The sequence below is a fragment of the Achromobacter spanius genome (assembly GCF_029637605.1).
GTDB lineage: Bacteria > Pseudomonadota > Gammaproteobacteria > Burkholderiales > Burkholderiaceae_B > Achromobacter > Achromobacter spanius_E.
On the sequence record NZ_CP121261.1, the window covers coordinates 5,975,653 to 5,997,224 of the forward strand.

Annotated in this window: 19 protein-coding genes and 1 pseudogene; 9 read left to right on the top strand and 11 right to left on the bottom strand. The window is 64.1% G+C overall.

All coding sequences use genetic code 11. From position 1 onward, the window contains the following. Position 1 precedes the first annotated feature (1 nt). The 9 genes and pseudogenes from P8T11_RS26765 to P8T11_RS26800 form a co-directional block, all read right to left on the bottom strand. Positions 2–982 carry a succinylglutamate desuccinylase/aspartoacylase domain-containing protein gene (locus P8T11_RS26765; RefSeq protein ID WP_268079249.1) on the bottom strand — a complete coding sequence of 327 codons (981 nt, stop codon included), beginning with the start codon at positions 980–982 and terminating at the stop codon, positions 2–4. Between the two features lie 31 nt (positions 983–1,013). Then, a pseudogene (locus tag P8T11_RS29280) lies at positions 1,014–1,076 on the bottom strand (hypothetical protein); the annotation flags it as partial. Positions 1,077–1,088: 12 nt separating this feature from the next. Further along, positions 1,089–2,045 carry a Bug family tripartite tricarboxylate transporter substrate binding protein gene (locus tag P8T11_RS26770; RefSeq protein ID WP_268079248.1) on the bottom strand — a complete coding sequence of 319 codons (957 nt, stop codon included), beginning with the start codon at positions 2,043–2,045 and terminating at the stop codon, positions 1,089–1,091. Positions 2,046–2,135: 90 nt separating this feature from the next. Further along, entirely contained in the window at positions 2,136–3,428 is a 1,293-nt protein-coding gene (locus tag P8T11_RS26775) for an NTP/NDP exchange transporter (protein WP_268079247.1), read from the bottom strand. 3 nt (positions 3,429–3,431) lie between these two features. Then, positions 3,432–4,349 (bottom strand): aldo/keto reductase, encoded by a 918-nt coding sequence (locus tag P8T11_RS26780; protein WP_268079246.1) that lies wholly within the window; start codon positions 4,347–4,349, stop codon positions 3,432–3,434. A 68-nt stretch (positions 4,350–4,417) separates the two neighbouring features. Further along, positions 4,418–5,128, bottom strand: a complete 711-nt coding sequence (locus P8T11_RS26785) for a Bax inhibitor-1/YccA family protein (protein ID WP_268079245.1) — start codon at positions 5,126–5,128, stop codon at positions 4,418–4,420. Between the two features lie 119 nt (positions 5,129–5,247). Further along, complete coding sequence (locus P8T11_RS26790) at positions 5,248–5,664, bottom strand: hypothetical protein (protein WP_268079244.1); 417 nt, start codon at positions 5,662–5,664, stop codon at positions 5,248–5,250. A 63-nt stretch (positions 5,665–5,727) separates the two neighbouring features. Continuing rightward, positions 5,728–6,198, bottom strand: coding sequence for a DNA polymerase III subunit chi (locus P8T11_RS26795; protein ID WP_268079243.1), 471 nt, complete (start codon positions 6,196–6,198; stop codon positions 5,728–5,730). Between the two features lie 22 nt (positions 6,199–6,220). Beyond that, positions 6,221–7,729, bottom strand: a complete 1,509-nt coding sequence (locus P8T11_RS26800) for a leucyl aminopeptidase (RefSeq protein ID WP_268079242.1) — start codon at positions 7,727–7,729, stop codon at positions 6,221–6,223. A gap of 57 nt (positions 7,730–7,786) precedes the next feature. On the opposite strand from P8T11_RS26800, the gene lptF reads away from it, so the two are divergent. Next, positions 7,787–8,896 carry an LPS export ABC transporter permease LptF gene (gene lptF, locus P8T11_RS26805; RefSeq protein WP_268079241.1) on the top strand — a complete coding sequence of 370 codons (1,110 nt, stop codon included), beginning with the start codon at positions 7,787–7,789 and terminating at the stop codon, positions 8,894–8,896. 78 nt (positions 8,897–8,974) lie between these two features. Here the strand turns inward: lptF and P8T11_RS26810 are convergent, their stop codons facing one another. Next, positions 8,975–9,895 (bottom strand): LysR family transcriptional regulator, encoded by a 921-nt coding sequence (locus P8T11_RS26810; RefSeq protein ID WP_050447653.1) that lies wholly within the window; start codon positions 9,893–9,895, stop codon positions 8,975–8,977. Positions 9,896–10,109: 214 nt separating this feature from the next. Between P8T11_RS26810 and P8T11_RS26815 the strand changes: the two genes are divergently transcribed. The 4 genes from P8T11_RS26815 to P8T11_RS26830 all read left to right on the top strand — a co-directional run bounded on the left by P8T11_RS26815 (position 10,110) and on the right by P8T11_RS26830 (position 14,531). Next, positions 10,110–11,327 carry an ABC transporter substrate-binding protein gene (locus P8T11_RS26815; protein WP_268079240.1) on the top strand — a complete coding sequence of 406 codons (1,218 nt, stop codon included), beginning with the start codon at positions 10,110–10,112 and terminating at the stop codon, positions 11,325–11,327. A gap of 98 nt (positions 11,328–11,425) precedes the next feature. After that, positions 11,426–12,919, top strand: coding sequence for a CoA-acylating methylmalonate-semialdehyde dehydrogenase (locus P8T11_RS26820; protein WP_230693665.1), 1,494 nt, complete (start codon positions 11,426–11,428; stop codon positions 12,917–12,919). Between the two features lie 96 nt (positions 12,920–13,015). Beyond that, positions 13,016–13,960 carry a CysB family HTH-type transcriptional regulator gene (locus P8T11_RS26825; protein WP_268079239.1) on the top strand — a complete coding sequence of 315 codons (945 nt, stop codon included), beginning with the start codon at positions 13,016–13,018 and terminating at the stop codon, positions 13,958–13,960. Positions 13,961–14,207: 247 nt separating this feature from the next. After that, on the top strand, positions 14,208–14,531 hold the full coding sequence (locus P8T11_RS26830; protein WP_035212827.1) for a DUF2325 domain-containing protein: 324 nt from the start codon (positions 14,208–14,210) through the stop codon (positions 14,529–14,531). Positions 14,532–14,700: 169 nt separating this feature from the next. Here P8T11_RS26830 and P8T11_RS26835 read toward each other — a convergent pair whose 3' ends face one another. Further along, positions 14,701–15,372, bottom strand: coding sequence for a C40 family peptidase (locus P8T11_RS26835; RefSeq protein ID WP_268079238.1), 672 nt, complete (start codon positions 15,370–15,372; stop codon positions 14,701–14,703). Between the two features lie 246 nt (positions 15,373–15,618). Here P8T11_RS26835 and P8T11_RS26840 point away from each other — a divergent pair, with 246 nt between their 5' ends. From P8T11_RS26840 to acs, 4 genes are all read left to right on the top strand, one after another. Then, on the top strand, positions 15,619–17,547 hold the full coding sequence (locus P8T11_RS26840) for a propionate--CoA ligase (RefSeq protein WP_268082496.1): 1,929 nt from the start codon (positions 15,619–15,621) through the stop codon (positions 17,545–17,547). Next, on the top strand, positions 17,544–17,951 hold the full coding sequence (locus tag P8T11_RS26845) for a heme-binding protein (protein ID WP_006218075.1): 408 nt from the start codon (positions 17,544–17,546) through the stop codon (positions 17,949–17,951). Before P8T11_RS26840 ends, P8T11_RS26845 begins: the two co-directional genes overlap by 4 nt. Beyond that, positions 17,948–19,291 (top strand): MFS transporter, encoded by a 1,344-nt coding sequence (locus P8T11_RS26850; protein ID WP_418910267.1) that lies wholly within the window; start codon positions 17,948–17,950, stop codon positions 19,289–19,291. Before P8T11_RS26845 ends, P8T11_RS26850 begins: the two co-directional genes overlap by 4 nt. A gap of 269 nt (positions 19,292–19,560) precedes the next feature. Continuing rightward, the gene (gene acs / locus P8T11_RS26855) at positions 19,561–21,540 is read left to right on the top strand and encodes an acetate--CoA ligase (RefSeq protein WP_268079237.1); all 1,980 of its coding nucleotides are present in this window, start codon (positions 19,561–19,563) and stop codon (positions 21,538–21,540) included. Positions 21,541–21,572 lie beyond the last annotated feature (32 nt).

The following is a 21,572-nucleotide window of genomic DNA, read 5'->3' on the forward strand; positions in this document are numbered from 1 at the left end:
GTCAGTATTTCGACACGAGGGATTCAAGGGGAAGGGCGGGCGCGACTTGCAGCAGGCAGTCGCCGTCGTCGCTGCGGGCCATGGCGCGCAGGCACACGACCGTGCCCGCCTGGGGGCTGTGCAAGGGGCGCATGGGAGTGTCCGGGCGGGCGGGTTCGATCAGGCGGCCAATCAGTTGGCCCGCCGTGACGGACTGCCCCAGTTCAACGCCAGGCACAAACACGCCGGCTTCGCCCGCGCGCAGGGTGGCGGCGGGGGCGTCCAGGTCATAAAGCAGGGGGTCTGAAGTGCGGGGGCTTGGCTGGCTGGGCAACAGGCCCAGCTCACCCAGGCAACCGAGCAGGCCATCGCGGCAGCGTTCGACCAGGCCGCTGTGGGTTTCCCTGCCGCCGCCGATTTCGGCGCTCAGGCGCAGGACGCCGTGGCGGCTGGCCGCGGCGGGCAGGGAACCCGCTTCATTGCCGCGAAAGAACACGCAATGCGGGAGCCCGAACGCGTGCGCCAGGGCTGGCAGGCGCTCGTCGTAGGCATCGTTGCCGTAGCGCGTGATCACGGATGACGGCAGATAGCGCAGGGACGCGCCACCGCTGTGCACGTCGACCATGGCCTGCACGCGGGGCAGCAGGCGCGCCTCCAGGGCGGCTGCGATGCTTTCCGTGTAGCCGCGCGCCGGGGCGCCCAGGAAGGCGCGATTCAGGTTGCCGCCATCGGTGGGAGACAGCCGTGTTCCGGCCAGCGAGGCTTCCACGTTGACGGCGGGCAGCAGATAGACCGTGCCGCGTTGCAGAGCGTTGGGCAGTTGATGCCACAGATCCAGGATGGCCGCCTGGCCTTCCCATTCGTCGCCATGCACGCCGGCAATCAGGGCAACGGCGGGGCCGGGGCCGGCATCGATCCGCAACACGGGGATGGTGATGCGGCGGTAGGCTGAGTCGTTGGTCGCGGCGGCGACAGAGAAGTCTTCCCGGCTTACCTGGATCATGTGGCGCCTCCGGCCGAGGTGCCTGCCGCAGGACCGCCTGCCGCAGGGTCGCCTGCCGCAGGGTCGCCTGCCGCAGGGTCGCCCGCCGCAGGATCGCCTGCCGACATTAATCCAGCGTGGCGGCCTTGATGATGTTTTCCCATTTGGGCAGCTCCTTGCGAATTTGGATTTGTACGTCTTGCGGGGTGCCGCCCAGTGGCGCCTGGGAACGGCTGCGCAGTTCTTTTGCGACATTTTCCGATCGCAACGCCTGGTTCATCGCCGCGTTCAGGCGGTCAATGGCGGCGGCAGGCGTACCGGCGGGGGCGATCAGCGCGCTCCAGGCGGACTGTTCATAGTCTGGGTAGCCTTGTTCGGCCACCGTCGGCACGTCGGGATTGGACGCGGCGCGCGACCGCGTCGTGACGGCCAGCGCGCGCAGGCGGCCGTCCTTCAGATTGCCGATCAGCGGGGGCAGGTTCTCCATCATGGCGTCCACGTGGCCGCCAAGCAGGTCGGAAAGCTGCGCGGCCGTTGCCTTGTAGGGAATCTGGCGCACGGCCGCGCCGGTCTGGGCAATGAAGAGCTTCACGCCCACCTCGCTGGTCGTGCCCGGATCCGCCGACGTCATCGTCAGGCGGTCGGGCTGGGCGCGGCTGGCCTCGATGAAACTCTTCAGGTCGCGATAGGGCGAGGCCGCGTTCACCACGATGACATTGGGTGTTTCTGCCACCAGGCCAATCGGCGTTACGTCGCGGTCCAGGTCGTAGAGTTGTTGTTTGAACAAGAACCGGTGCAGCACCAGCGTGCCGACGTGGGCATAGCCGATGGTGTAGCCATCGGCCGGGGCTCGAACCACTGCCTGGGTGCCGATGCGGCCACCGGCGCCAACACGGTTTTCGACCACGACGGGTTGACCCAGTTGACGGCTCATCTCCTGGCCGATCAGGCGCGCGGTGATGTCCGCGTTGCCGCCTGCGGCGGCAGGCACGATCAAGGTGATGGCCCTTTCGGGATAGGCGGCGTGCGCGGACGTGGCGCTAAGGCAAAGCAGCAGGGCGGCAAGGCAGGCAGAGCGTTTCATGACGATTCCCCAGGCGTTGAGAGCTGCGCCATTGTGCGGCGGCCGCCCGCGAGATCCGTTTGGTTTACTAAGATGCTTGTTTGGGAAAATCTAATGATCGTCCGGCTTTCTGGCGTCAGCTTGTTTTCCCAGCGCATAGCCCACGGCTGCCGCGCCTAGCGCCACGGCCGCGCCCAACAGTGCGATGAGCGACGCGCCATGGCCCAGCATGTCCACCCCTGCCTTGACCCAGCCGCTGGCGGCGTCTCCGCCACGGTACACAACGGTGTCGATGACGCTCTTGGTCTTGTACTTGTCTTCGGGCGGGACCGCCGTGAACAGCATTTCGCGACCCGGTCTGATCAAGGCGTATTCGCCGGCCCGGCGCAGGATCATCGCGGCGGCCAACACGCCGAAGACTGGAAACGCGGCTAACGCCAGGAACGACAAGCCCACCGCCAGCGGTACCGCGGTCAACAGAAAGCGCAGCCCCAGGCGCGCGGCCACGCGGCCCGTAATGAACACTTGCGACAGCAGCGCCAGCGTCTGCACGGTGAAGTCCAGCGCGCTGAAGACGCGGATGCGCTGCGCGGTGTCGGGAAACGTGTCAGCGACGAGTCGCGCCTGTTCCATGTACAGAAAGGTGTTGAGCGTGGCCAGCAGTACTACCAGCAGCGAAATGCCCAGCAGGTAGCGCGACCGGAAAATACGCGAAATGCCGGCCAGGACCGAGCCTTCAATAGGGTGCTTGATGTCTTCCAGGCTGATGTCCGTGCGCGTGGCGGCGCGCCATCGCAACAGCCATTGCTTGAGCGGCAGCGTTGCCGTAAGCAGCAGCGCCGACAGCAGCAACAGGCCCGCCGGGCCAAGCACGCCGGCCAGCAACGCGCCCAGCAGCGGACCGCACAGGCCGCCCGCGCTGGCGCCGGCGGCAATCAAGGCGAACAGGCGCTTGGCTGATTCCATGCGGAACACATCGGCCATCAGGCTCCAGGCGATGGACACCACGAACAAATTGAAGACCGACAGCCAAACATAGAACGCGCGCGCGGCCCAGATGCTGCCAGGTTGCAGGTACAGCAGGGCAGCGAAGCCCGCCATGGTCAGGGCAAAGAGGCCGTAGACCCAGGTCAGCAGCGTTGAGCGAGGCACGCGCGAGGACAAGACGCCAAACAGGGGCACTACTGCCAGGGTGGCGAAGAAGGTGGCGGTGAACAGCCATTGCAGTTGGTTCACGCCCGCCTGGATCCCCATGGTTTCGCGGATGGGGCGCAGCATGAAATAGCCGCAAAACAGGAAGAAAAAGAACGCGAAGCCGCAGGCTGCTGGCGCGATTTCCGCTTCATGGATGCCCAAGGCGCGCGCAATGCGGCCACGCAGGGAGCCAAGGCCGGCAGAGGCCATGGCTTATGCCAGCAGGGCGGCGATGCGGTCGCGCATGGCCGCGTCGGGTTGCGGCCCGAACCCTGCCAGTGCGTTGTCCGCCATGTTCTTGGGTTTGGAGGTGGCGGGAATGACCGCGGTGACGGCTGGGTGTCCGATGATGAATTTCAGGAAGATCTGCGCCCAGGAGGTGCAACCGATGTCGGCAGCCAAACCGGGCAGGGCGCGGCCTTTGACCTGGCGGAACAGGGCGCCGTCCTGGAAGGGGCGGTTGATCAGCACCGCGACACCGTTGGCCTGGCAAGCCGGCAGCAGACGCTTTTCGGCGTTGCGCGCACCCACTGACAGATTGATCTGAAGAAAATCGGGCTTTTCGCGTTCGACCAGTTCGGTCAGTTCGTCGTGGGCATGGTCCAGATAGTGCGTGATGCCGACGTAGCGGATCACGCCTTGCTGCTTCAGGTCGCGCAACAAGCCCAGTTGATTGCGGGTGTCGATCAGGTTGTGGATCTGGATCAGGTCCAGTTTGTCGCGGCCCAGGTACTTCTGTGATGCGCGGATTTGCGCCATGGCGGCGTCGTGGCCGCGCGCGCCAATCTTGGTCGCCAGGAAGTACGGATTGCCTTTGCCGCCTTCGCGCGCCAGCAGCGCTCCCACAACCGCCTCGGCCTGGCCGTAACTGGGGGCGGTGTCGATCAGGGTGCCGCCGGCTTTGGTGAAGGCTTCCAGTACCTGCGCCAAGGGCTGCATGGCCGCCGCGTCATCGGGAGAGGTGTTGAAGGTGTCGGCAGTGCCCAGGCCGATGACGGGTATCTGTTCCTTGGTGGACGGAATGGCGCGCTTCAGCATGGCTTGCTTGGCGCTCAGGGCCTGGGCGGCACCCGCGGGTCCCAGCAGGGCGGCGCAGGCGGCGGTCTGAAGGAAGCGGCGGCGATCGTGCATGGGAACGCTCCAAAGAAAAAGGCCTACATGCGAATGTAGGCCTTCGGTACTGAACTTGCGGGGCGCGATTACTCGCGGTTACCGCCGAAGATGCCCAGCAGCATCAGCAGGTTCGAGAAGACGTTGTAGACGTCCAGGTAGATGGCCAGGGTGGCGGACACGTAGTTGGTTTCACCACCATTGACCACGCGCTGCAGGTCAACCAGCATGAACGCCGAGAACACCAGGATGGCCATGACCGAGATGGTCAGCATCAGTGCGGGCATTTGCAGGAAGATGTTGGCCAGCGCCGCAACCAGGATCACGACCGCGCCGATGAACAGGAATTTCTGCATCCCGGACAGGTCGCGCTTGATGGTGGTGGCCAGCGTGGCCATCGTGCCGAACACGATCGCCGTACCGCCGAACGCCGTCATGACAAGCTGCGAACCGTTGCTGAAGCCCATCACGAAGCCCAGCAGGCGCGACAGCATGATGCCCATGAAGAACGTGAAGGCCAGCAGCAGCACCACGCCCATCGAGTTGTTCTTGTTTTTCTCGATGGCGAACATCATGCCGAAGGCGCCCACCAGGAACACGATGGCCGACAGGCCGGGGCTGGCGCCCATGACACGGTTGATGCCGGTGTAGAGGCCGACCGCCGCGCCCAGCACCGTGGGAATCAGCGAAAGGGCCAAGAGCCAGTACGTGTTGCGCAGCACCTGGTTGCGCGCGACCTCTCCCGGCGCGCCAGCGACCGAGCCGGAACGGTTAAAAGGGGACGGACGAAATTCGTTCATGGAGAACTCCTGTATGCGCCAAAATTAATTGCCTAGAAGGCTTAGAGGGGAAGGATACCTTACAGTTCCCTGAAGAATCCAGTTTTTGGAAGATTTAGACCTGCCGTTGGGCACCCTGTTTACCCGGGGCGAACCTCGTTCAATACCCGGGAAACGATACCCGGTAATTCGGCGTCCATGCGCGTTTGAATCTGCTCGATGGCATCGTCCAGTGCACGGCGCATCAGTTGCTCAACCTCGGCTTGCAGCCGCGCGCTCAACACCGACGCATCGGGTAGCGAGGTGGCGGCTTGCGCGGCACCAACGTGAACCGCCGCCGGGGCTTCGTCCACGTCCCAGTCCTGGCCACGTCCATCAGCGATGTCGGTCAGCAAGGGAAACGCGTCGTCGGCATCAGCGGCGGCGTCGTCGGCCAGTTCGGTCAGAACGGGTGTTTCGGGTTCGTCGGACTCTACCGGCGTGCGCGGCGCGTAGAGCGTCGGTTCGGCCCGCTGGGTCAGTGTGGGGATGCCGGCATCGTTGTGGCGAGAGGGCATGAGGGCTCCCAAGTATCAAAAACCCGCGACGGGTACCGCGCCCGTCGGGATGGATTGGGCTGGTCAGCCGCCGGGCGGTTGGCGGCTGAGGTCGTGGCTTAGCGGCGTGTGGCCCGCATTCTGGTAGACGCGCCAGCGCTGGCGAGCGGCTTGCTTGTCGTCCGGGTCATCCGACACGATTTCAAGCAGGCGCTCGAAGGTGTCGAAGCCGGGCGGGCAGTCGTTGTCCAGATTCAACAGCCATAGCGGGGCGGCGTCTGCCTCCGCCGCGGGCTGGGCGGCCTGGGCTGCTTGCTGGGGGTCTCCCGCCGTCAGGACAACCGGCGTTTCGGGCGCCAGCGGGTCGCTGGCCAGCACGTGCGGCACGAACGAGGTGTCGTCAAAGGCCCAGAGCATGCGGTCGAACGCGGCCAGCCGCGAACCGTCTTTACAGTACACCACCAGCCGCTGCCCTGCCAGAACGCGCTTGCGCACCACCTGGCAGGCCATGCGCAAGCGGTCGGGCGCGCCGAAGGCGAAGTCGATCCGCGTCATGCCCGGTTCCGTTGCAAAGGCTTCAAACCTGGTCCAGCAGGTATTGCATCAGCAGGGGCACGGGGCGGCCGGTGGCGCCCTTGTCCTTGCCGCCGCGCCAGGCAGTGCCGGCGATGTCCAGGTGGGCCCACGGGTAGGCCTTGGCGAAGCGCGACAGGAAGCACGCCGCGGTCACCGCGCCGGCCGGGGGGCCGCCGATGTTGGCCAGGTCGGCGAAGTTGGACTTCAGTTGTTCCTGGTAGGCGTCGTCCATCGGCAGGCGCCACGCGGTGTCCAGCGACTTGCGGCCCGCCGTGGCCAGGGCCTCGGCCAGCGCGTCGTCTTTCGAGAACAGGCCGCTGTTGACATGGCCCAGGGCCACGACGCAAGCGCCGGTCAGGGTGGCGATGTCGATCACGGCCGACGGCTTGAAGCGTTCGGCGTAGGTCAGGGCGTCGCACAGGACCAGGCGGCCCTCGGCGTCGGTGTTCAGGATTTCAATGGTCAGGCCGGCCATGCTGGTGACGACGTCGCCCGGCTTGTTGGCGGTGCCGCTCGGCAGGTTTTCGCAAGCGGGGATCAGGCCGACCACGTCCAGCGGCAGTTCCAGTTCGGCCAGGGCGCGAAACGATCCCAGCACGCTGGCGGCGCCGCACATGTCGTACTTCATTTCGTCCATGGTGGCGGCGGGCTTGAGCGAGATGCCGCCGGCGTCGAAGGTGATGCCCTTGCCGACCAGCACGATCGGGCCCTGGGCGCTCTTCGCGCCCTTCTTGGCGGCCTTGGCGCCGGCGTGGCGCAGCACGATGAAACGCAGCGCTTCGGCGGAACCGCGTGCGACCGACAGGAACGAACCCATGCCCAGCGCCTCGACCTGCTTGCGGTCCAGCACTTCAACCTTCAGGGATTTGAATTCGCGCGCTAGGCGCTTGGCCGTGTCGCCCAGGTAGGTGGGGGTGCAGATATTGCCCGGCAGGTTACCCAGCGTACGGGTCAGTTCCATGCCATTGGCGATGGCGGCACCTTCGCGCAGACCTTTCTGGGCCTGGGCCGCGTCGGCGCGCTCGACCACCTGGATGATCTTCTTGAGCTTGGGGCGGGCGTCGCGGTCGGGTTTGCCGAAGCTGGCGTCGTAGTGATAGGTGGCGGCGCCGGCCGCGATGGCGGCGCTGCGGGCGCGGGCAATGATGGCGACATCGGCGATGGGGTTGGCGGCCAGCGTGGACACGCCTTCCGTCAGTTGGGCGGCCACGCAGACCGAGGCGAACGCCTGTTCGGCCGATGCGTGGACGCGGGCCGAGTATTCTTCCTGCTTGCCCAGACCCACCAGCACCAAGCGCTGGGCGGTTACGCCGGGCAGCGTGCGCAGCGTCAACGTGGAGCCGACGCGGCCGCGGAACTCGGCCTTGACCACGGCGCGCACGGCGCCGTTGGAAGCGCGGTCGATGATGTCCGCGGCGGGGCTCAACACGCCATCCGCGTACACCCCGACAGCCAGGGCGGCGGTTTTAACCTGGTGCAGGGAAGCAGTGGTCTGTGTGCTAAATTCCATGAGGGTTTCCCGTGTACGTCTGTGTATGATGCGGTCGATTATCCCGCATATTCTCCCATGTCTCTATTTAAACGCTCTGTCGTCAGCGAGATCACCAGTCACGCTGGCGTTGTCTTTTCCACGTTGCTCGTCGTGTGGCTCAGCGTGCTTCTCGTGCGCCTGCTCGGTGAGGCCGCGGGGGGCAACATCGGAGCCGACGTCGTCGTGGTGCTGGCTGCGCTGTCCACCATCACTGCCTTGCCGACCATTCTGGCCGTGTCCATCTTCATCGCGGTGCTGACGACCGTCACGCGCAATTACCGTGAATCCGAAATGGTGGTGTGGTTTGCCAGCGGCCTGTCGCTGGCCGACTGGCTAAGGCCCGTGCTGCGCGTGGCCATTCCCGTGGCGCTGGCGGTGGCCGGCTTGACGCTGGTGGCCGCGCCGTGGGCCTACCGGCAGATTGGCGAATACCACGAACGGTTCGAGCAGCGTTCCGACCTGTCCAAAGTGACGGCCGGGCAGTTCGCGGAATCGTCTGGCGGCAGCCGCGTATTCTTCTCGGAAGACCCGGTCAAGCCCACCGACGAATTGGGTAACGTGTTCGCGCGCGAAACCGGGCCTGAATGGTTGAGCGTGCTGACGGCTAGCAGCGCGCACAGCGAAACCCTGCCCAATGGCGACCGTTTCCTGGTGCTGGGCGAAGGTCATCGCTATGACCTCAAGCCGGGTACGCCCGAGATTCGTCTGGTGCACTTCGAAAAGTACGGGTTGCGCCTGGAAAGCAAGGCGGGCGAAGACCCCATTGGAGAAGCCCGTGCCGCGGCCGAGCGCTCGTCCAAGGCGCGCGCCACCATGCAACTGATCGCGGATGACACCGACAGCAGTTGGTCGCAGGTCATGTGGCGCATTTCGTTGCCGCTGGCCGCGCTCAACCTGGCGCTGCTGGCCATTCCCCTGGGGGCGGTGAACCCGCGCCTGGGGCGTTCTGGCGATTTGCTGATAGCCGGCCTGGTGGGCTTGCTCTACATGAACATGATCAACCTGTCGCGCGCCTGGATCTCCAACGGCAAGCTCAGCTTCGGCGTGGGGGTGTGGGCGATCCATGGCGCGGTCGCCTTGCTGACCGTGTTCCTGCTGATGCGCCGTCTGCGCGTCAAGGCGCCCAAGAGCGCGACCCCGGCTTAGGGCCGGACAAGACGCTAACCAGGCAAGACGCAAAGAGGGGCCGGTTTCCGGCCCCTTTGCTTTACGGCAGGTATTCCATCACGGCAGGTACTTCATCGTGCCGCGCTTGCCCGCCAGCAGGTCGGCGTTCTTCAGCACCGACTTGCGGATGAATTCCCACAGCGCCGTCACGCGCTTGAGCTTGCGCAGGTCTTCATGGCAGTACATCCAGAACGAGCGCGTGATCTCCACTTCCTTTTCCAGCACCGGTTTCAGGCGCGGGTCCTGCGCGGCGATGAAGCAGGGCAGGATCGCCAAGGACTGGCCCTGCAGCGCCGCATGGTATTGCGCCACCACGCTGGTGCTGCGCAAGACCACATTGCTGGCGGGCAGCAGGTCTTCCAGGTAGCGCAGGCGTTCGCTGAACAGCAGTTCGTCCACATAGCCGATGAAGGTGTGCTGGGCCAGGTCCGCGCGCGTGGCAATCGGCGGGTGGCGCGCCAGATACCCCGGCGTCCCGTATAGGCGCAAGGTGTAATCGCAGAGCTTGCTGCACACATAGGGGCCGCGCTGCGGGCGTTCGATGGTAATGGCCAGGTCGGCCTCGCGCTTTGACAGGCTGACAAAGCGTGGCACGGGCAGGATGTCCAGCGTGATGTGCGGGTAGCGGCGCTGGAAATCGGCGGCCAGCGGCGTCAGCACATAGCTGCCGAACCCTTCCGTGGCGCCGATGCGCACGTGCCCCGACAAGGCCTGGCCGATGCCCGACAGGTTTTCGCGGGCGGTATGCACCGTGCTTTCCATCTGCTCGGCATGCACGAACAGGCGCTGGCCGTCGTCCGTCAGCATGAAACCCGCGCTGCGGGATTTCTCGAACAGCAGGGTGTCCAGCTCGGCTTCCAGCGCACGAATGCGGCGTGACACCGTGGTGTGTTCCACCCCGAGCTTGCGCGCGGCGGCGCTGACCCGCTGCGTTCGGGCGACTTCCAGGAAGTACCGCAGGCTATCCCAATCCAACACGATTTCGCTCTCCGCAGGCCCTGCGCCAACAGGGGCGCGAGGCAATTTTCTTATTGTGCATGAATGCACAAGGAATGTGCATTTCTGGTGTTGCTTGTTGATTTTCACACATCTACACTGGGCCGGCAGGCCTCGGGGAATGCCCCCGGGAGCCGCAGGCCGCAAAGACGGCATATCGCTACGACTCAGCGCATAACACTCAGGAGACAAATCCATGAAATTGCACGCACGCGGGCTGGCCGCAGGCTTGTGTCTGGGCGCTTTATTGGTAAGCCAGGCGCAGGCGGCCGACAAGCCGCCAGTGAAGATCGGCATTCTGACGGATATGTCCGGCACCTACGCCGGGATGGGCGGGCCGGGTTCGGTGGCGGCGGCGCAATTGGCCATCGACGACTGCCTGGCCGCGGAATGCAAGGGCATGAAGATCGAACTGGTGTCCGCCGACAATCAGAACAAGGCGGACGTGGGCGCCGCGAAAGCGCGTGAGTGGTTCGACCGCGATGGCGTGACGGCCATTGCCGACCTGACCAACTCGGCCGTGGCGCTGGCGGTGCAAGGCATTGCGCGCGAGAAAAACAAGGTGGTGATGTTCTCCGGCCCGGCCACCACCGCGCTGACGAACAAGGAGTGCTCGCCCGTCGGGTTCCATTGGATGTTCGACACGTATTCGCAGTCCGCGGGCGGCGCCAAGGCGACCGTGCGGGCGGGCGGGAAGTCCTGGTACTTCATCACTGTGGACTATGCGTTTGGGCACTCGCTGGAAGCGGATACGGCCAAGGCGGTGAAGGCGCTGGGCGGCACGGTTGCCGGCAACGTTCGGCATCCCTTGAACGCGCCGGATTTTGCGTCGTACCTGTTGCAGGCGCAAAGCTCCAAGGCGCAGGTCGTGGCGCTGGCCAATGGCGGCCAGGACACCGTCAACGCGGTCAAGCAGGCGCGTGAATTCGGCATTGTTGAAGGCGGGCAGCGCCTGGTGTCCTTGTTGATCTTCCTGTCGGACCTGCGCGCCTTGGGCCTGGAGAATGCGCAAGGCTTGTCATACGTGGACGGCTTTTACTGGGACTACGACGATGCGTCGCGCCAATGGGCCGCGCGTTTCGAAAAGGCCTTCCGGGGCCTGAAGCCCACGATGACGCAGGCGGGCGTGTATTCCAGCGTGCTGCATTACCTGCGGGCGACCGCCGCCGCCGGCAGCACCGACGGCAAGGTCGTGGCCGACAAGATGCGTGAATTGCCCATCAAGGACCCGATCATGCGCAATGCATCGATCCGCCCCGATGGCCGCGTGATCCACGACATGTACCTGTACGAAGTGAAGAAGCCCGCGGAATCCAAGGGCGGCTGGGACTATTCCAAGCTGGTGGCCACCATTCCGGCGGCCGAAGCCTTCCAGCCCCTTGCCGATTCAAGTTGCCCGCTGGTGAAGAAATAAGCCTGGCGCGCCGGCTGGGCCTCTGTCTGGCCGGTGCGCTGCAAGATCCAAGAACGCGGATTCCATCCGCATCGACTACGCAGTGTGAGGAGCATGAAATGAGTGAAGTCCCCCGCGTTCCGCTATTGATCGGCGGCAAGCTCGTGCAGTCCAAATCCACCGAATGGCGCGACGTGATCAACCCCGCCACCCAGGAGGTCGTTGCCAAGGTGCCTTTCGCCACGCGCGAAGAGCTGGACCTGGCTGTCTCCAACGCCAAAGAGGCCTTCAAGACCTGGCGCAACAGCGGGCAGGGCACGCGGATGCGCGTCATGCTGAAGTTCCAGGAACTGCTGCGTGCCAACACCGGCAAGCTGGCCGAGATGATCACGCGCGAACATGGCAAGACGCTGCCCGACGCCGAAGGCGAAATCGGGCGCGGCCTGGAAGTGGTTGAGCACGCCTGCTCGATCGCCAATCTGCAACTGGGCGAGTACGCCGAAAACGCCGCGTCCGGCATCGACGTCTACACCTTGATCCAGCCGCTGGGTGTTTGCGCGGGTATCACCGCGTTCAACTTCCCGGTGATGCTGCCTTGCTTCATGTTCCCGATTGCCGTGGCCTGCGGCAACAGCTTCGTGCTCAAGCCGTCCGAGCAGGATCCGACCGCGTCGCTGTTCCTGGCCCAATTGGCGCTGGAAGCCGGCCTGCCCCCCGGCGTGCTGAACGTGGTGCATGGCGGCCCCGACACGGCCAACGGCCTGTGCGAACACCCCGACATCAAGGCGGTGTCGTTCATTGGTTCGACCCGCGTGGGCACCGAGATCTACAACCGCGCATCGGCTGCGGGCAAGCGTTGCCAGTCGATGATGGGCGCCAAGAACCATTGCGTGATCCTGCCGGACGCGGACCCCGAAGTGGCGCTGAACCAACTGGTGGGCGCGGCTTTCGGCGCTGCCGGCCAGCGCTGCATGGCCTCGTCGGTGGCCGTGCTGGTGGGCGATGCCCGCAACTGGCTGCCCGATTTTGTCGAGCGTTCCAAGAAGCTCAAGGTCAATTCCGGCACCGACCGCGAAGCCGATCTGGGCCCGCTGGTGTCGCCCAATGCCAAGAAGCGCGTGGAAAGTTTGATCCAGAAGGGCGTGGACGAAGGCGCCAAGCTGCTGCTGGATGGCCGCAACCTGAAGGTGTCGGGATTTGAGCAAGGCAACTTCGTGGGCCCGACGATTTTTGACGGCGTCAACGAAGACATGACCATCTACACCGAAGAAATTTTCGGACCGGTCTTGTGCTGCGTGGGTGTGGAAACGCTGGAAGATGCGGTCGCCTTTATCAACCGCAATCCCAACGGCAACGGCGTTGCGCTGTTCACGCAGGATGGCGGCGCGGCGCGCTATTTCCAGAACAACATCGATGTGGGCCAGGTTGGCATCAACGTGCCGATTCCCGTGCCGGTGGCGTGGTTCAGCTTCACGGGTTCGCGCGGCTCCAAGCTGGGCGACCTGGGCCCCAATGGCAAGCAGGCCGTGCAGTTCTGGACCCAGACCAAGACGGTAACTGCCCGCTGGTCGGCCCACGCCAAGACGGTGAACACCACGATCTCGATGCGCTGAAAGAGGGGACGCCTTGCTCCTAAGCTTATATAAATAAGTCATATAGCGAGGCGTCCTTATTACTTATAATTGGCCGATCTATCAGGGGCCAATTCAATGAACCTCCAGCAATTTCGTTTTGTGCGTGAAACCATCCGGCGCGACTTCAACCTGACCGAAGCCGCCCGGATGCTCTATACCTCGCAGCCTGGAGTCTCCAAGGCCATCATCGAATTCGAAGACGAGCTTGGCATCAAGATCTTCGAACGCCATGGCAAGCGCATCAAGGGTCTGACCAAGCCGGGCCTGGCCGTGTCGCAAGTGATCGACCGCATCATGCGCGAAGTCGACAACCTGAAAAAAGTCAGCGATGAATTCGCCCGGCGCGACGAGGGCGGCCTGGTCATCGCCTGCACCCACACCCAGGCACGCTACCTGTTGCCCCGCGTGATCCCCGCGTTCCGCAAGCAGTTTCCCAAAGTGCATTTGTCGCTGGCCGAAGGCAGCCCGGCGCAACTGGCGGAAATGGTCTTGCATGAGCAGGCCGATCTGGCGCTGGCCACCGAGTCCCTGGCGCTGACGCCCGGCCTGGCCACCTTGCCCGTCTATACCTGGGAGCACACCGTGGTGGTGCGCCCGGACCATCCCCTGGCAGAACTGACGTCCAGCGCCGCCAAGCGCCTGTCGCTGGCGCAACTGGCGGAGCATCCCATCGTGACCTACGACCGCGCGTTCACCGGCCGCAGCACCATTGACGAGGTGTTCGCCAACCAGGGCATCCACCCCGACATCGTGCTGGAAGCCATTGACGCCGACGTGATCAAGACCTATGTGGACGTGGGGCTGGGTATCGGCATCATCGCTGGCGTGGCCTATGACCCGCGCCGCGACTCAAACCTGGTCGGCCTGCCGGTGGGCCATCTGTTTGGCACCCACACGACGCGCGTGGGTGTGAAATCGGGCGTGTTCCTGCGCGACTACGTCTACACGTTCCTGGAAATGCTGGCGCCGGCGCTGACGCGCGCGGTTGTCGCCGAGGCCGTGCAAGGCGTGCCGAAATAGGCGGGATACCGGTTCGCGATCCAATCAGCGCGGCGTCTTCGGACGCCGCGTTTTTTTGCGCTGCCGGACAGGGCCGGCATGGCGCGACCGGCCGGACAGCCGCGAGTTCCCTGGACGATAGCAAATCTCACTATCCCCTCGCACAAGCTCATATAAATAATTAAATAAGAACCGATCTCATTTAAGTTGACTAAAAAATAGGAATCATTATCATTACATCCAGGCTCAACGACCAGTGAGGTTCATCATGACGGCAGGACTCAGTGCAGTAGTGGTTGGGGCAGATCGACTGGGTAATATTCCGGATCTGCTCAAAGGACACAATATTTCGATCACGCATCACATCAGCGGCCGTGATCCCTCGCATCAGAAGAAGACGCTACAACTGCCTTCGGGCACGCAATTGGTTATTTTGCTGACTGACTTCCTTGGCCACAACGTCATGAAGACCTTCCGCAACGCCGCGCAGCGTGGCGGCATCCGGGTCGTGGCTTGTCGCCGTTCGGTATGCAGCATGCAGCAAGCCCTGCAGCAATGCGGCCTGTGCCCGCGTGCAGGCACCGTGCACTGAATTCACGCGTAGTCGCTGGACCATAAAAACTGGGGAGGCCGAAACGGCCTGCGGCCCCCGAGCCGCGAAGAGCAATGAAAAACGCCGTCAGACCAAAGTCTGACGGCGTTTTGCTTTTGGGGGATGGTGTTCCGGCAGTCGCTCGTGCGAGCATGCCGAAAGCAGGAAATCAGTTGGCGGCGCGGGCCGAAGCCATCAAGGTATTGTCCAACCGGCGGGCACCGTTGTAGCGCTTGGTCCAGTAGGACAGGGTCATGCTTTCCACCCGCACGACGCCACCCGCGCTGGGCGAGTGTACAAAGCGGTCGTCGCCCAGGTAGATGCCTACGTGTGAATAGCGGCGGCCCATGGTGTTGAAGAAGACCAGGTCGCCAGCCTTCAATTCGTTCTTGGCGACCGAGACACCTTGTCGGGCCATTTCGGCGGCGTTGCGCGGTAGCTTCAAGCCCAACGAGCGTTCAGCGGAATAGGAGACCAGGCCGCTGCAATCAAAACCGGTTTCGGGAGTGCTTCCGCCGAAGCGGTATCGGATGCCCAGGTAGTTCAGGGCTTCGCTGACCATGGCGTTGTCGCCGCTATTGGCGCCGGCGTTGCTGGCACTGCGACCTTGGCGATCGCGCTTGAATTTTTGTGTCACCAGCATGCCGATAGGGTCATCGGCGGTGGCGACCCATTCCATTTCGTACGGGTCAATCTCGGACGTATGGGCGGTTGACTTTTGCCCGGTGCCTGCACAACCTGCCAGACTCGCAACACATGCCATCAGCGCGAGCGTACGCAGACCGCGCTTTGCCTGGCCAGTGGATGAATTGAATCGCGCGAGTATGGAGTGTCGATGCATTCGCCTGGGTTGACCTGCTTTTCACAGCAAAAACCACGGAATTAGCCGTGGAATGGGCCGAAATGTCAGCAGAATCAACAATTATCTACAACTTCGCGGGGATTCTACCAAACTTTCATTACTAATCAGTGCCAGATCAGTAACGGTTCCGTGCCGCGTGGACATCTGGAAGAATCTTTTTTGACTTGTGGCAAGCCTCGTGCAAGGTTTGCCTACCAAAATGACCGAAAGATTCGCAAGAAATCAATCCGCCTTAAGGCGTACGAACAATACCAGGAGACACAAATGCAAAAAACTCGGGATTTCCATTACAGATCATTGCATGACCGGGATGCCTTCTGGCACGAGGAGGCGGGGCGCATCCACTGGGATACGCCTTTCAAGTCTGTCCTGGATTTCTCTCGGCCGCCATTCGCCAAGTGGTTCGTGGGCGGAACGACCAATCTTTGCTACAACGCGGTCGACAGATGGCTGCCGACCCAGGCTGAACACCCCGCGCTGATCTGGGTGTCCACCGAGGTGGAGCAAGAACGGACGTACACCCGGCAAGACGTTTACGAAGAGGTCAACGCGGCCGCCGCCATGCTTAAGGAGCTGGGTGTGGGGCGGGGCGACCGCGTGTTGCTGTACATGCCCATGGTGCCCGAAGCCGTGTTCACCATGTTGGCCTGTGCCCGGATCGGCGCGGTGCATTCGGTGGTGTTCGGCGGGTTTGCGTCCGTCAATCTGGCCCAGCGCATCGACGACGCCGCGCCCAAAGTCGTGGTGTGCACCGATGGCGGGTCGCGCGGCGGCAAGGTGGTGCCATACAAGCCCTTGCTGGACAAGGCCTTGGGCCTGGCGAAGTCGCCGCCCGCGTCGGTGGTGGTGTTTGACCGGGGGCTGGCGCCGTTCGAACCCGTGGCCGGACGTGACCTGGATTACGCCACCTTGCGCGAGCGCCACCGGGGCGCCCGGGTGCCGGTGCAGTGGCTGGAATCGTCCGAGCCCAGCTATATCCTTTACACCTCCGGCACCACCGGCAAGCCCAAGGGCGTGCAGCGCGACACGGGCGGCTATGCGGTAGCGCTGGCGTCGTCCATGGAATACCTGTTCAACGGCCGCGCGGGGGATACGTTTTTTTGCACCAGCGACATCGGCTGGGTGGTCGGCCATTCCTATATTGTTTACGGCCCCTTGATCGGCGGGCAGGCCACGGTGCTGTATGAAGGCACGCCGGTGCGCCCCGATGGCGCCATCCTGTGGAAGCTGGTGGAGCAGTTCGGCGTGAATACCTTGTTTTCCGCGCCCACCGCCGTGCGGGTGCTCAAGCGGCAGGACCCCGCGCTGCTCAAGCGCCATGACCTGTCCAGCCTGCGCGCGGTGTATCTGGCCGGTGAACCCTTGGACGAGCCGACCGCCACCTGGATTTCAGAAGGGCTGGGCAAACCCATCATCGACAACTACTGGCAGACCGAGTCCGGCTGGCCGATCCTGTCCGCGCAGCCCGGTGTTGAAAACGTGCCGACCCGATTCGGCAGCCCGTCTTTTCCGGTCTACGGCTTTGACGCGCGCATCGTCAGCGAGGCCACGGGCGAAGATCTGGGGCCGGACGAAAAAGGCGTGGTCGCGATCGTGCCGCCGCTGCCTCCCGGCGCCATGTCCACGATCTGGGGCGACGACGCGCGTTTCGTACAAACGTATTTCACGTCGATTCCCGGACGGCAGGTGTATTCCACGTTCGATTGGGGGCGGGTGGATGCGGACGGATACTGGTTCATCCTGGGCCGTACCGACGACGTGATCAATGTGGCCGGTCACCGTCTTGGCACCCGCGAGATCGAGGAATCCGTCAACAGCCACAGCGGCATTGCCGAATGCGCGGTGGTGGGCGTGGCGGATGCGTTGAAGGGCCAGGTGGCCATGGCGTTCGCCGTGCTGAAGAATCCCGCCGGGGCCGAGACGCCCGACGGGGCAAAGCAGCTGGAAGGCGATATCATGCGGCTGGTGGAAGATCAGTTGGGAGCGGTGGCAAGACCCGCCAGGATCCGGTTCGTGGGCGCTTTGCCCAAGACCCGTTCAGGCAAGGTGTTGCGCCGTGCGATCGTCGCAGTATGCGAAGGCCGCGATCCCGGAGACCTGACGACCATTGAAGACCCATCCGCCCTGGAACAGATCAAGGAGTCGTTGCAATGAATACCAAACCCGTGCTGAGCGCCGAAGACGTCAAGAAGATCCTCGCCGCGGCCGAAGCACACGCCGTGCAGAACAAGTGGGCCGTGACCATCTCGGTGGTCGATGACGGCGGCCACCTGCTTGGCATGCTGCGTCTGGATGACGCGGCCCCCATCTCGGCGCACATCGCGCCCGCCAAGGCCAAGACCGCCGCGCTGGGCCGCCGCGAATCGCGCATCTACGAAGAGATGATCAACAACGGTCGCGTGTCGTTCCTGTCGGCGCCGCTGATCGAAGGCATGCTGGAAGGCGGCGTGCCGGTCACCGTCAACGGCCATGTGGTTGGCGCCGTCGGCGTGTCGGGCGTGAAGTCGACCGAAGACGTGCTGATCGCGCAAGCAGGCATTGCCGCGCTGGGCCTGTGAGCCAGACGCAATTGCCGGAACCGCCCGCGGGCGGTTCCACGCCTGAAGTCGGGGCAGGGGGCGCCAGCCCCTTGAACCCTGGCGTGGCCAAACGCGAAGTCTGGGCCTGGGCCATGTACGACTTCGCGAATTCCGGCTACACCACCGTCATCCTCACGGCGGTGTTCAGCACCTATTTTGTTGGCGTGGTCGGCGGGCGAGCCCCGTGGGCCACGCTGGCCTGGACGGCGGCGCTGTCGCTGTCCTACCTGCTCATCATGCTGACGATGCCCACGCTGGGCGCGCGCGCCGACGCCAGCGGCAGCAAGCGTCGCCTGCTGTATTCCAGCACCATCGGCTGCGTGGCCGCCACGCTGGTCCTGACGCAAGCCGGCCCCGGCGACGTGTGGCTGGCGCTGGCCGCCATCGTGGTGTCCAACTATTGCTACTGCGTGGGGGAGTCCGTGGTGGCGGCGTTCCTGCCCGAGCTTGCCCGCCCGGCCGCGCTGGGCCGCGTATCGGGCTGGGGCTGGAGCTTCGGTTATTGCGGCGGCATGCTGACGCTGGGCTTGTCGCTGGTGGTGGTGACATCGGCCGAAGCCCGTGGCATGACGGCGGAACATTTCGTGCCCTGGGTCATCGTGGTGACTTGCTCGGTATTCGCGTTGGCGGCGCTGCCGTCGTTCTTTCTGCTGAAAGAGCGCGCGCGGCCACAGGCGGTCAAGCCGCAAGCGCTGCACATGTTGAAGCGCCTGGCCTATGCCTGGCGCGAAACCGGCCAGCATTTTCCCGAGTTCCGCCGGCTGCTGATGTGCATCGCCTGCTATCAGGCGGGTATCTCGGTCGTTATCACGCTGGCCGCCGTTTACGCCTCCGAAGTCATGGGGTTCACCACGCCGCAGATCATGCTGCTGGTCTTCACGGTGAACATTGGCGCGGCCGTGGGCGCGTTTTCGTTCGGCTATGTGCAGGACCGCATCGGCCACAAACCGGCGCTGGCCATCACCCTGTGCGGTTGGATCGTGATGGTGCTGGTGGCATATTCGGCCGTGACGGCACCGGTGTTCTGGGTGGCCGCCACGTTGGCGGGGCTGTGCATGGGCACCACCCAAAGCGCAGGCCGCGCCATGACCGGGGCGCTGGCGCCTGCCGGCCGCCTGGCCGAGTTCTATTCGCTGTGGACCTTTGCCGTGCAGTTGGCCGCGGTGATCGGGCCGTTGACCTACGGCATCGTCACCTGGGCCACCGATGGCAACCATCGCCTGGCCATCCTGGTGACCGGCGTGTTCTTCGTGGGCGGCCTCATCCTGTTGTCGCGCGTGGATATGAAGCGCGGCCTGGCGCGGCGTCCCGCCGTCTGAATCAACTCCTGCCGCAGCCTGCCGCGGTGTTGATCAGGCTGCTATCCTTATGAACTGCCTTCAAGGCATCACGTGTGATGCGTGATGCCTTGCGTTGATTGCTTGGGCTCTGGCCCGTATTTTGCGTAAGGTGCCCGTAAGAGCGTGGCGATACGGTGGTGGGTAGATAAGAAATGTCCCCGCGCCGCAATCCTTCACGACACTTGCGGTTCGGCGGCCAAGGCAAAACAGCGGCATCAACAACAAAATCACCGTTTGGAGACAAGATCATGTCGAATGCAATTGAGTCCGTCTTGGTAGAAACCCGTGTCTTCCCGCCGCCCGAGCGCGCGGCCGAGGGCGCGGCGATTCCCAACATGGACGCCTACAACGCGCTGTGTGCCCAGGTGGAAAACGACTTCGACGGCTTCTGGGCCGGCCAGGCCCGCGACAATCTGCAATGGACCAAGCCCTTCACGCAAGTGCTGGACGAGTCCGACGCGCCGTTCTACCGCTGGTTTGGCGACGGTGAACTGAACGTGTCGGCCAACTGCCTGGACGTGCACCTGACCAACGGCAACGCCGACAAGACCGCCATCATCTTCGAAGGCGACGACGGCACGGTGAACAAGGTCAGCTACCGCGAACTGCTGGCGCGCGTGTGCCGCTTCGCCAATGGCCTGAAGGACCTGGGCTACAAGAAGGGCGATCGCGCCATCATCTACATGCCCATGTCGATCGAAGCCGTGGTGGCCATGCAGGCCTGCGCGCGCCTGGGCGTGACGCACTCGGTGGTGTTCGGCGGCTTTTCGGCCAAGAGCCTGCAAGAACGCATCGTGGACGTGGGCGCCTCGCTGGTCATCACCGCCGACGAACAGGTACGCGGCGGCAAGACCATCCCGCTCAAGCCCGCCGTGGAAGACGCCATCGCCATGGGCGGCTGCGAAGCCGTCAACAAAGTGATCGTGTATCGACGCACCGGCGGCAAGGTGCAGTGGAACGAAGACCGCGACCTCTGGATGCACGAGGTCGAAGCCGGCCAGCCCAACACCTGCGAACCCGTGCCGGTCAACGCTGAACACCCGCTCTTCATTCTTTACACGTCCGGTTCCACCGGCAAGCCCAAGGGCGTGCAGCATTCGTCGGCGGGCTACCTGCTGTGGGCGTTGCTGACCGTGAAGTGGACCTTCGACGCCCGCAAGGATGACGTCTACTGGTGCACGGCCGACGTGGGCTGGGTCACTGGCCACACCTACATCACCTATGGCCCGCTGGCCGCCGGGTTGACGCAGGTGGTGTTCGAGGGCGTGCCCACGTACCCCAACGCCGGCCGCTTCTGGGACATGATCGCGCGCCACAAGGTCACCACGTTCTACACGGCGCCCACGGCGATCCGTTCGCTGATCAAAGCGTCGGAAACGACCCCGGACGCGCACCCGAAAAACTACGATCTGGACAGCCTGCGCATCATCGGCACGGTGGGTGAGCCCATCAACCCCGAAGCCTGGATGTGGTATCACAAGCACGTCGGCCGCGAACGCTGCCCGATCGTGGACACCTGGTGGCAGACTGAAACCGGCGGCCACATGATCACTCCCTTGCCGGGCGCCACGCCCACCAAGCCGGGCTCGTGCACGCTGCCGCTGCCGGGCATTGCCGCCGCCATCGTTGATGAAACCGGCGGCGACGTCGAAAAAGGCAATGGCGGGTTCCTGGTCATCAAGCGCCCGTGGCCCGCGATGATCCGCAACATCTGGGGCGACCCGGAGCGCTTCAAGAAGAGCTACTTCCCGTCGGAGTTGCGCGGCTATTACCTGGCCGGCGACGGCGCGCAACGCGATGCGGATGGCTACTTCTGGATCATGGGCCGCATCGACGACGTGCTGAACGTATCGGGCCACCGCCTGGGCACGATGGAAGTCGAATCGGCCTTGGTGGCGCACGAACTGGTGGCGGAAGCCGCCGTGGTTGGCCGCCCGGACGACACCACCGGCGAAGCCGTGGTGGCCTTCGTGGTGCTCAAGCAGGCGCGTCCCGAAGGCGAAGAGGCTCAGGCCATCGCCAAGCAATTGCGTGACTGGGTCGCCAAGGAAATCGGCCCCATCGCCAAGCCCAAGGACATCCGCTTTGGCGACAACCTGCCCAAGACGCGCTCGGGCAAGATCATGCGCCGGCTGCTGCGCGTGGTGGCCAAGGGCGAGGAAGTCACGCAGGACGTGTCCACGCTTGAGAATCCCGCTATTCTGGAGCAATTGGCCAAGCCGCTGTAAGTACGATCGGCCATAAACGGCCAATCGACTAC

Bases quoted from the DNA above. Each gene is read 5' to 3' on its own strand.
- P8T11_RS26830 (WP_035212827.1), top strand. From the start codon at position 14,208: ATGACGGCAGGACTCAGTGCAGTAGTGGTTGGGGCAGATCGACTGGGT.
- P8T11_RS26770 (WP_268079248.1), bottom strand. From the start codon at position 2,045: ATGAAACGCTCTGCCTGCCTTGCCGCCCTGCTGCTTTGCCTTAGCGCC.
- P8T11_RS26845 (WP_006218075.1), top strand. From the start codon at position 17,544: ATGAATACCAAACCCGTGCTGAGCGCCGAAGACGTCAAGAAGATCCTC.
- P8T11_RS26795 (WP_268079243.1), bottom strand. From the start codon at position 6,198: ATGACGCGGATCGACTTCGCCTTCGGCGCGCCCGACCGCTTGCGCATG.
- acs (WP_268079237.1), top strand. From the start codon at position 19,561: ATGTCGAATGCAATTGAGTCCGTCTTGGTAGAAACCCGTGTCTTCCCG.
- lptF (WP_268079241.1), top strand. From the start codon at position 7,787: ATGTCTCTATTTAAACGCTCTGTCGTCAGCGAGATCACCAGTCACGCT.
- P8T11_RS26765 (WP_268079249.1), bottom strand. From the start codon at position 982: ATGATCCAGGTAAGCCGGGAAGACTTCTCTGTCGCCGCCGCGACCAAC.
- P8T11_RS26800 (WP_268079242.1), bottom strand. From the start codon at position 7,729: ATGGAATTTAGCACACAGACCACTGCTTCCCTGCACCAGGTTAAAACC.
- P8T11_RS26790 (WP_268079244.1), bottom strand. From the start codon at position 5,664: ATGCCCTCTCGCCACAACGATGCCGGCATCCCCACACTGACCCAGCGG.
- P8T11_RS26785 (WP_268079245.1), bottom strand. From the start codon at position 5,128: ATGAACGAATTTCGTCCGTCCCCTTTTAACCGTTCCGGCTCGGTCGCT.
- P8T11_RS26815 (WP_268079240.1), top strand. From the start codon at position 10,110: ATGAAATTGCACGCACGCGGGCTGGCCGCAGGCTTGTGTCTGGGCGCT.
- P8T11_RS26835 (WP_268079238.1), bottom strand. From the start codon at position 15,372: ATGCATCGACACTCCATACTCGCGCGATTCAATTCATCCACTGGCCAG.
- P8T11_RS26825 (WP_268079239.1), top strand. From the start codon at position 13,016: ATGAACCTCCAGCAATTTCGTTTTGTGCGTGAAACCATCCGGCGCGAC.
- P8T11_RS26780 (WP_268079246.1), bottom strand. From the start codon at position 4,349: ATGCACGATCGCCGCCGCTTCCTTCAGACCGCCGCCTGCGCCGCCCTG.
- P8T11_RS26820 (WP_230693665.1), top strand. From the start codon at position 11,426: ATGAGTGAAGTCCCCCGCGTTCCGCTATTGATCGGCGGCAAGCTCGTG.
- P8T11_RS26775 (WP_268079247.1), bottom strand. From the start codon at position 3,428: ATGGCCTCTGCCGGCCTTGGCTCCCTGCGTGGCCGCATTGCGCGCGCC.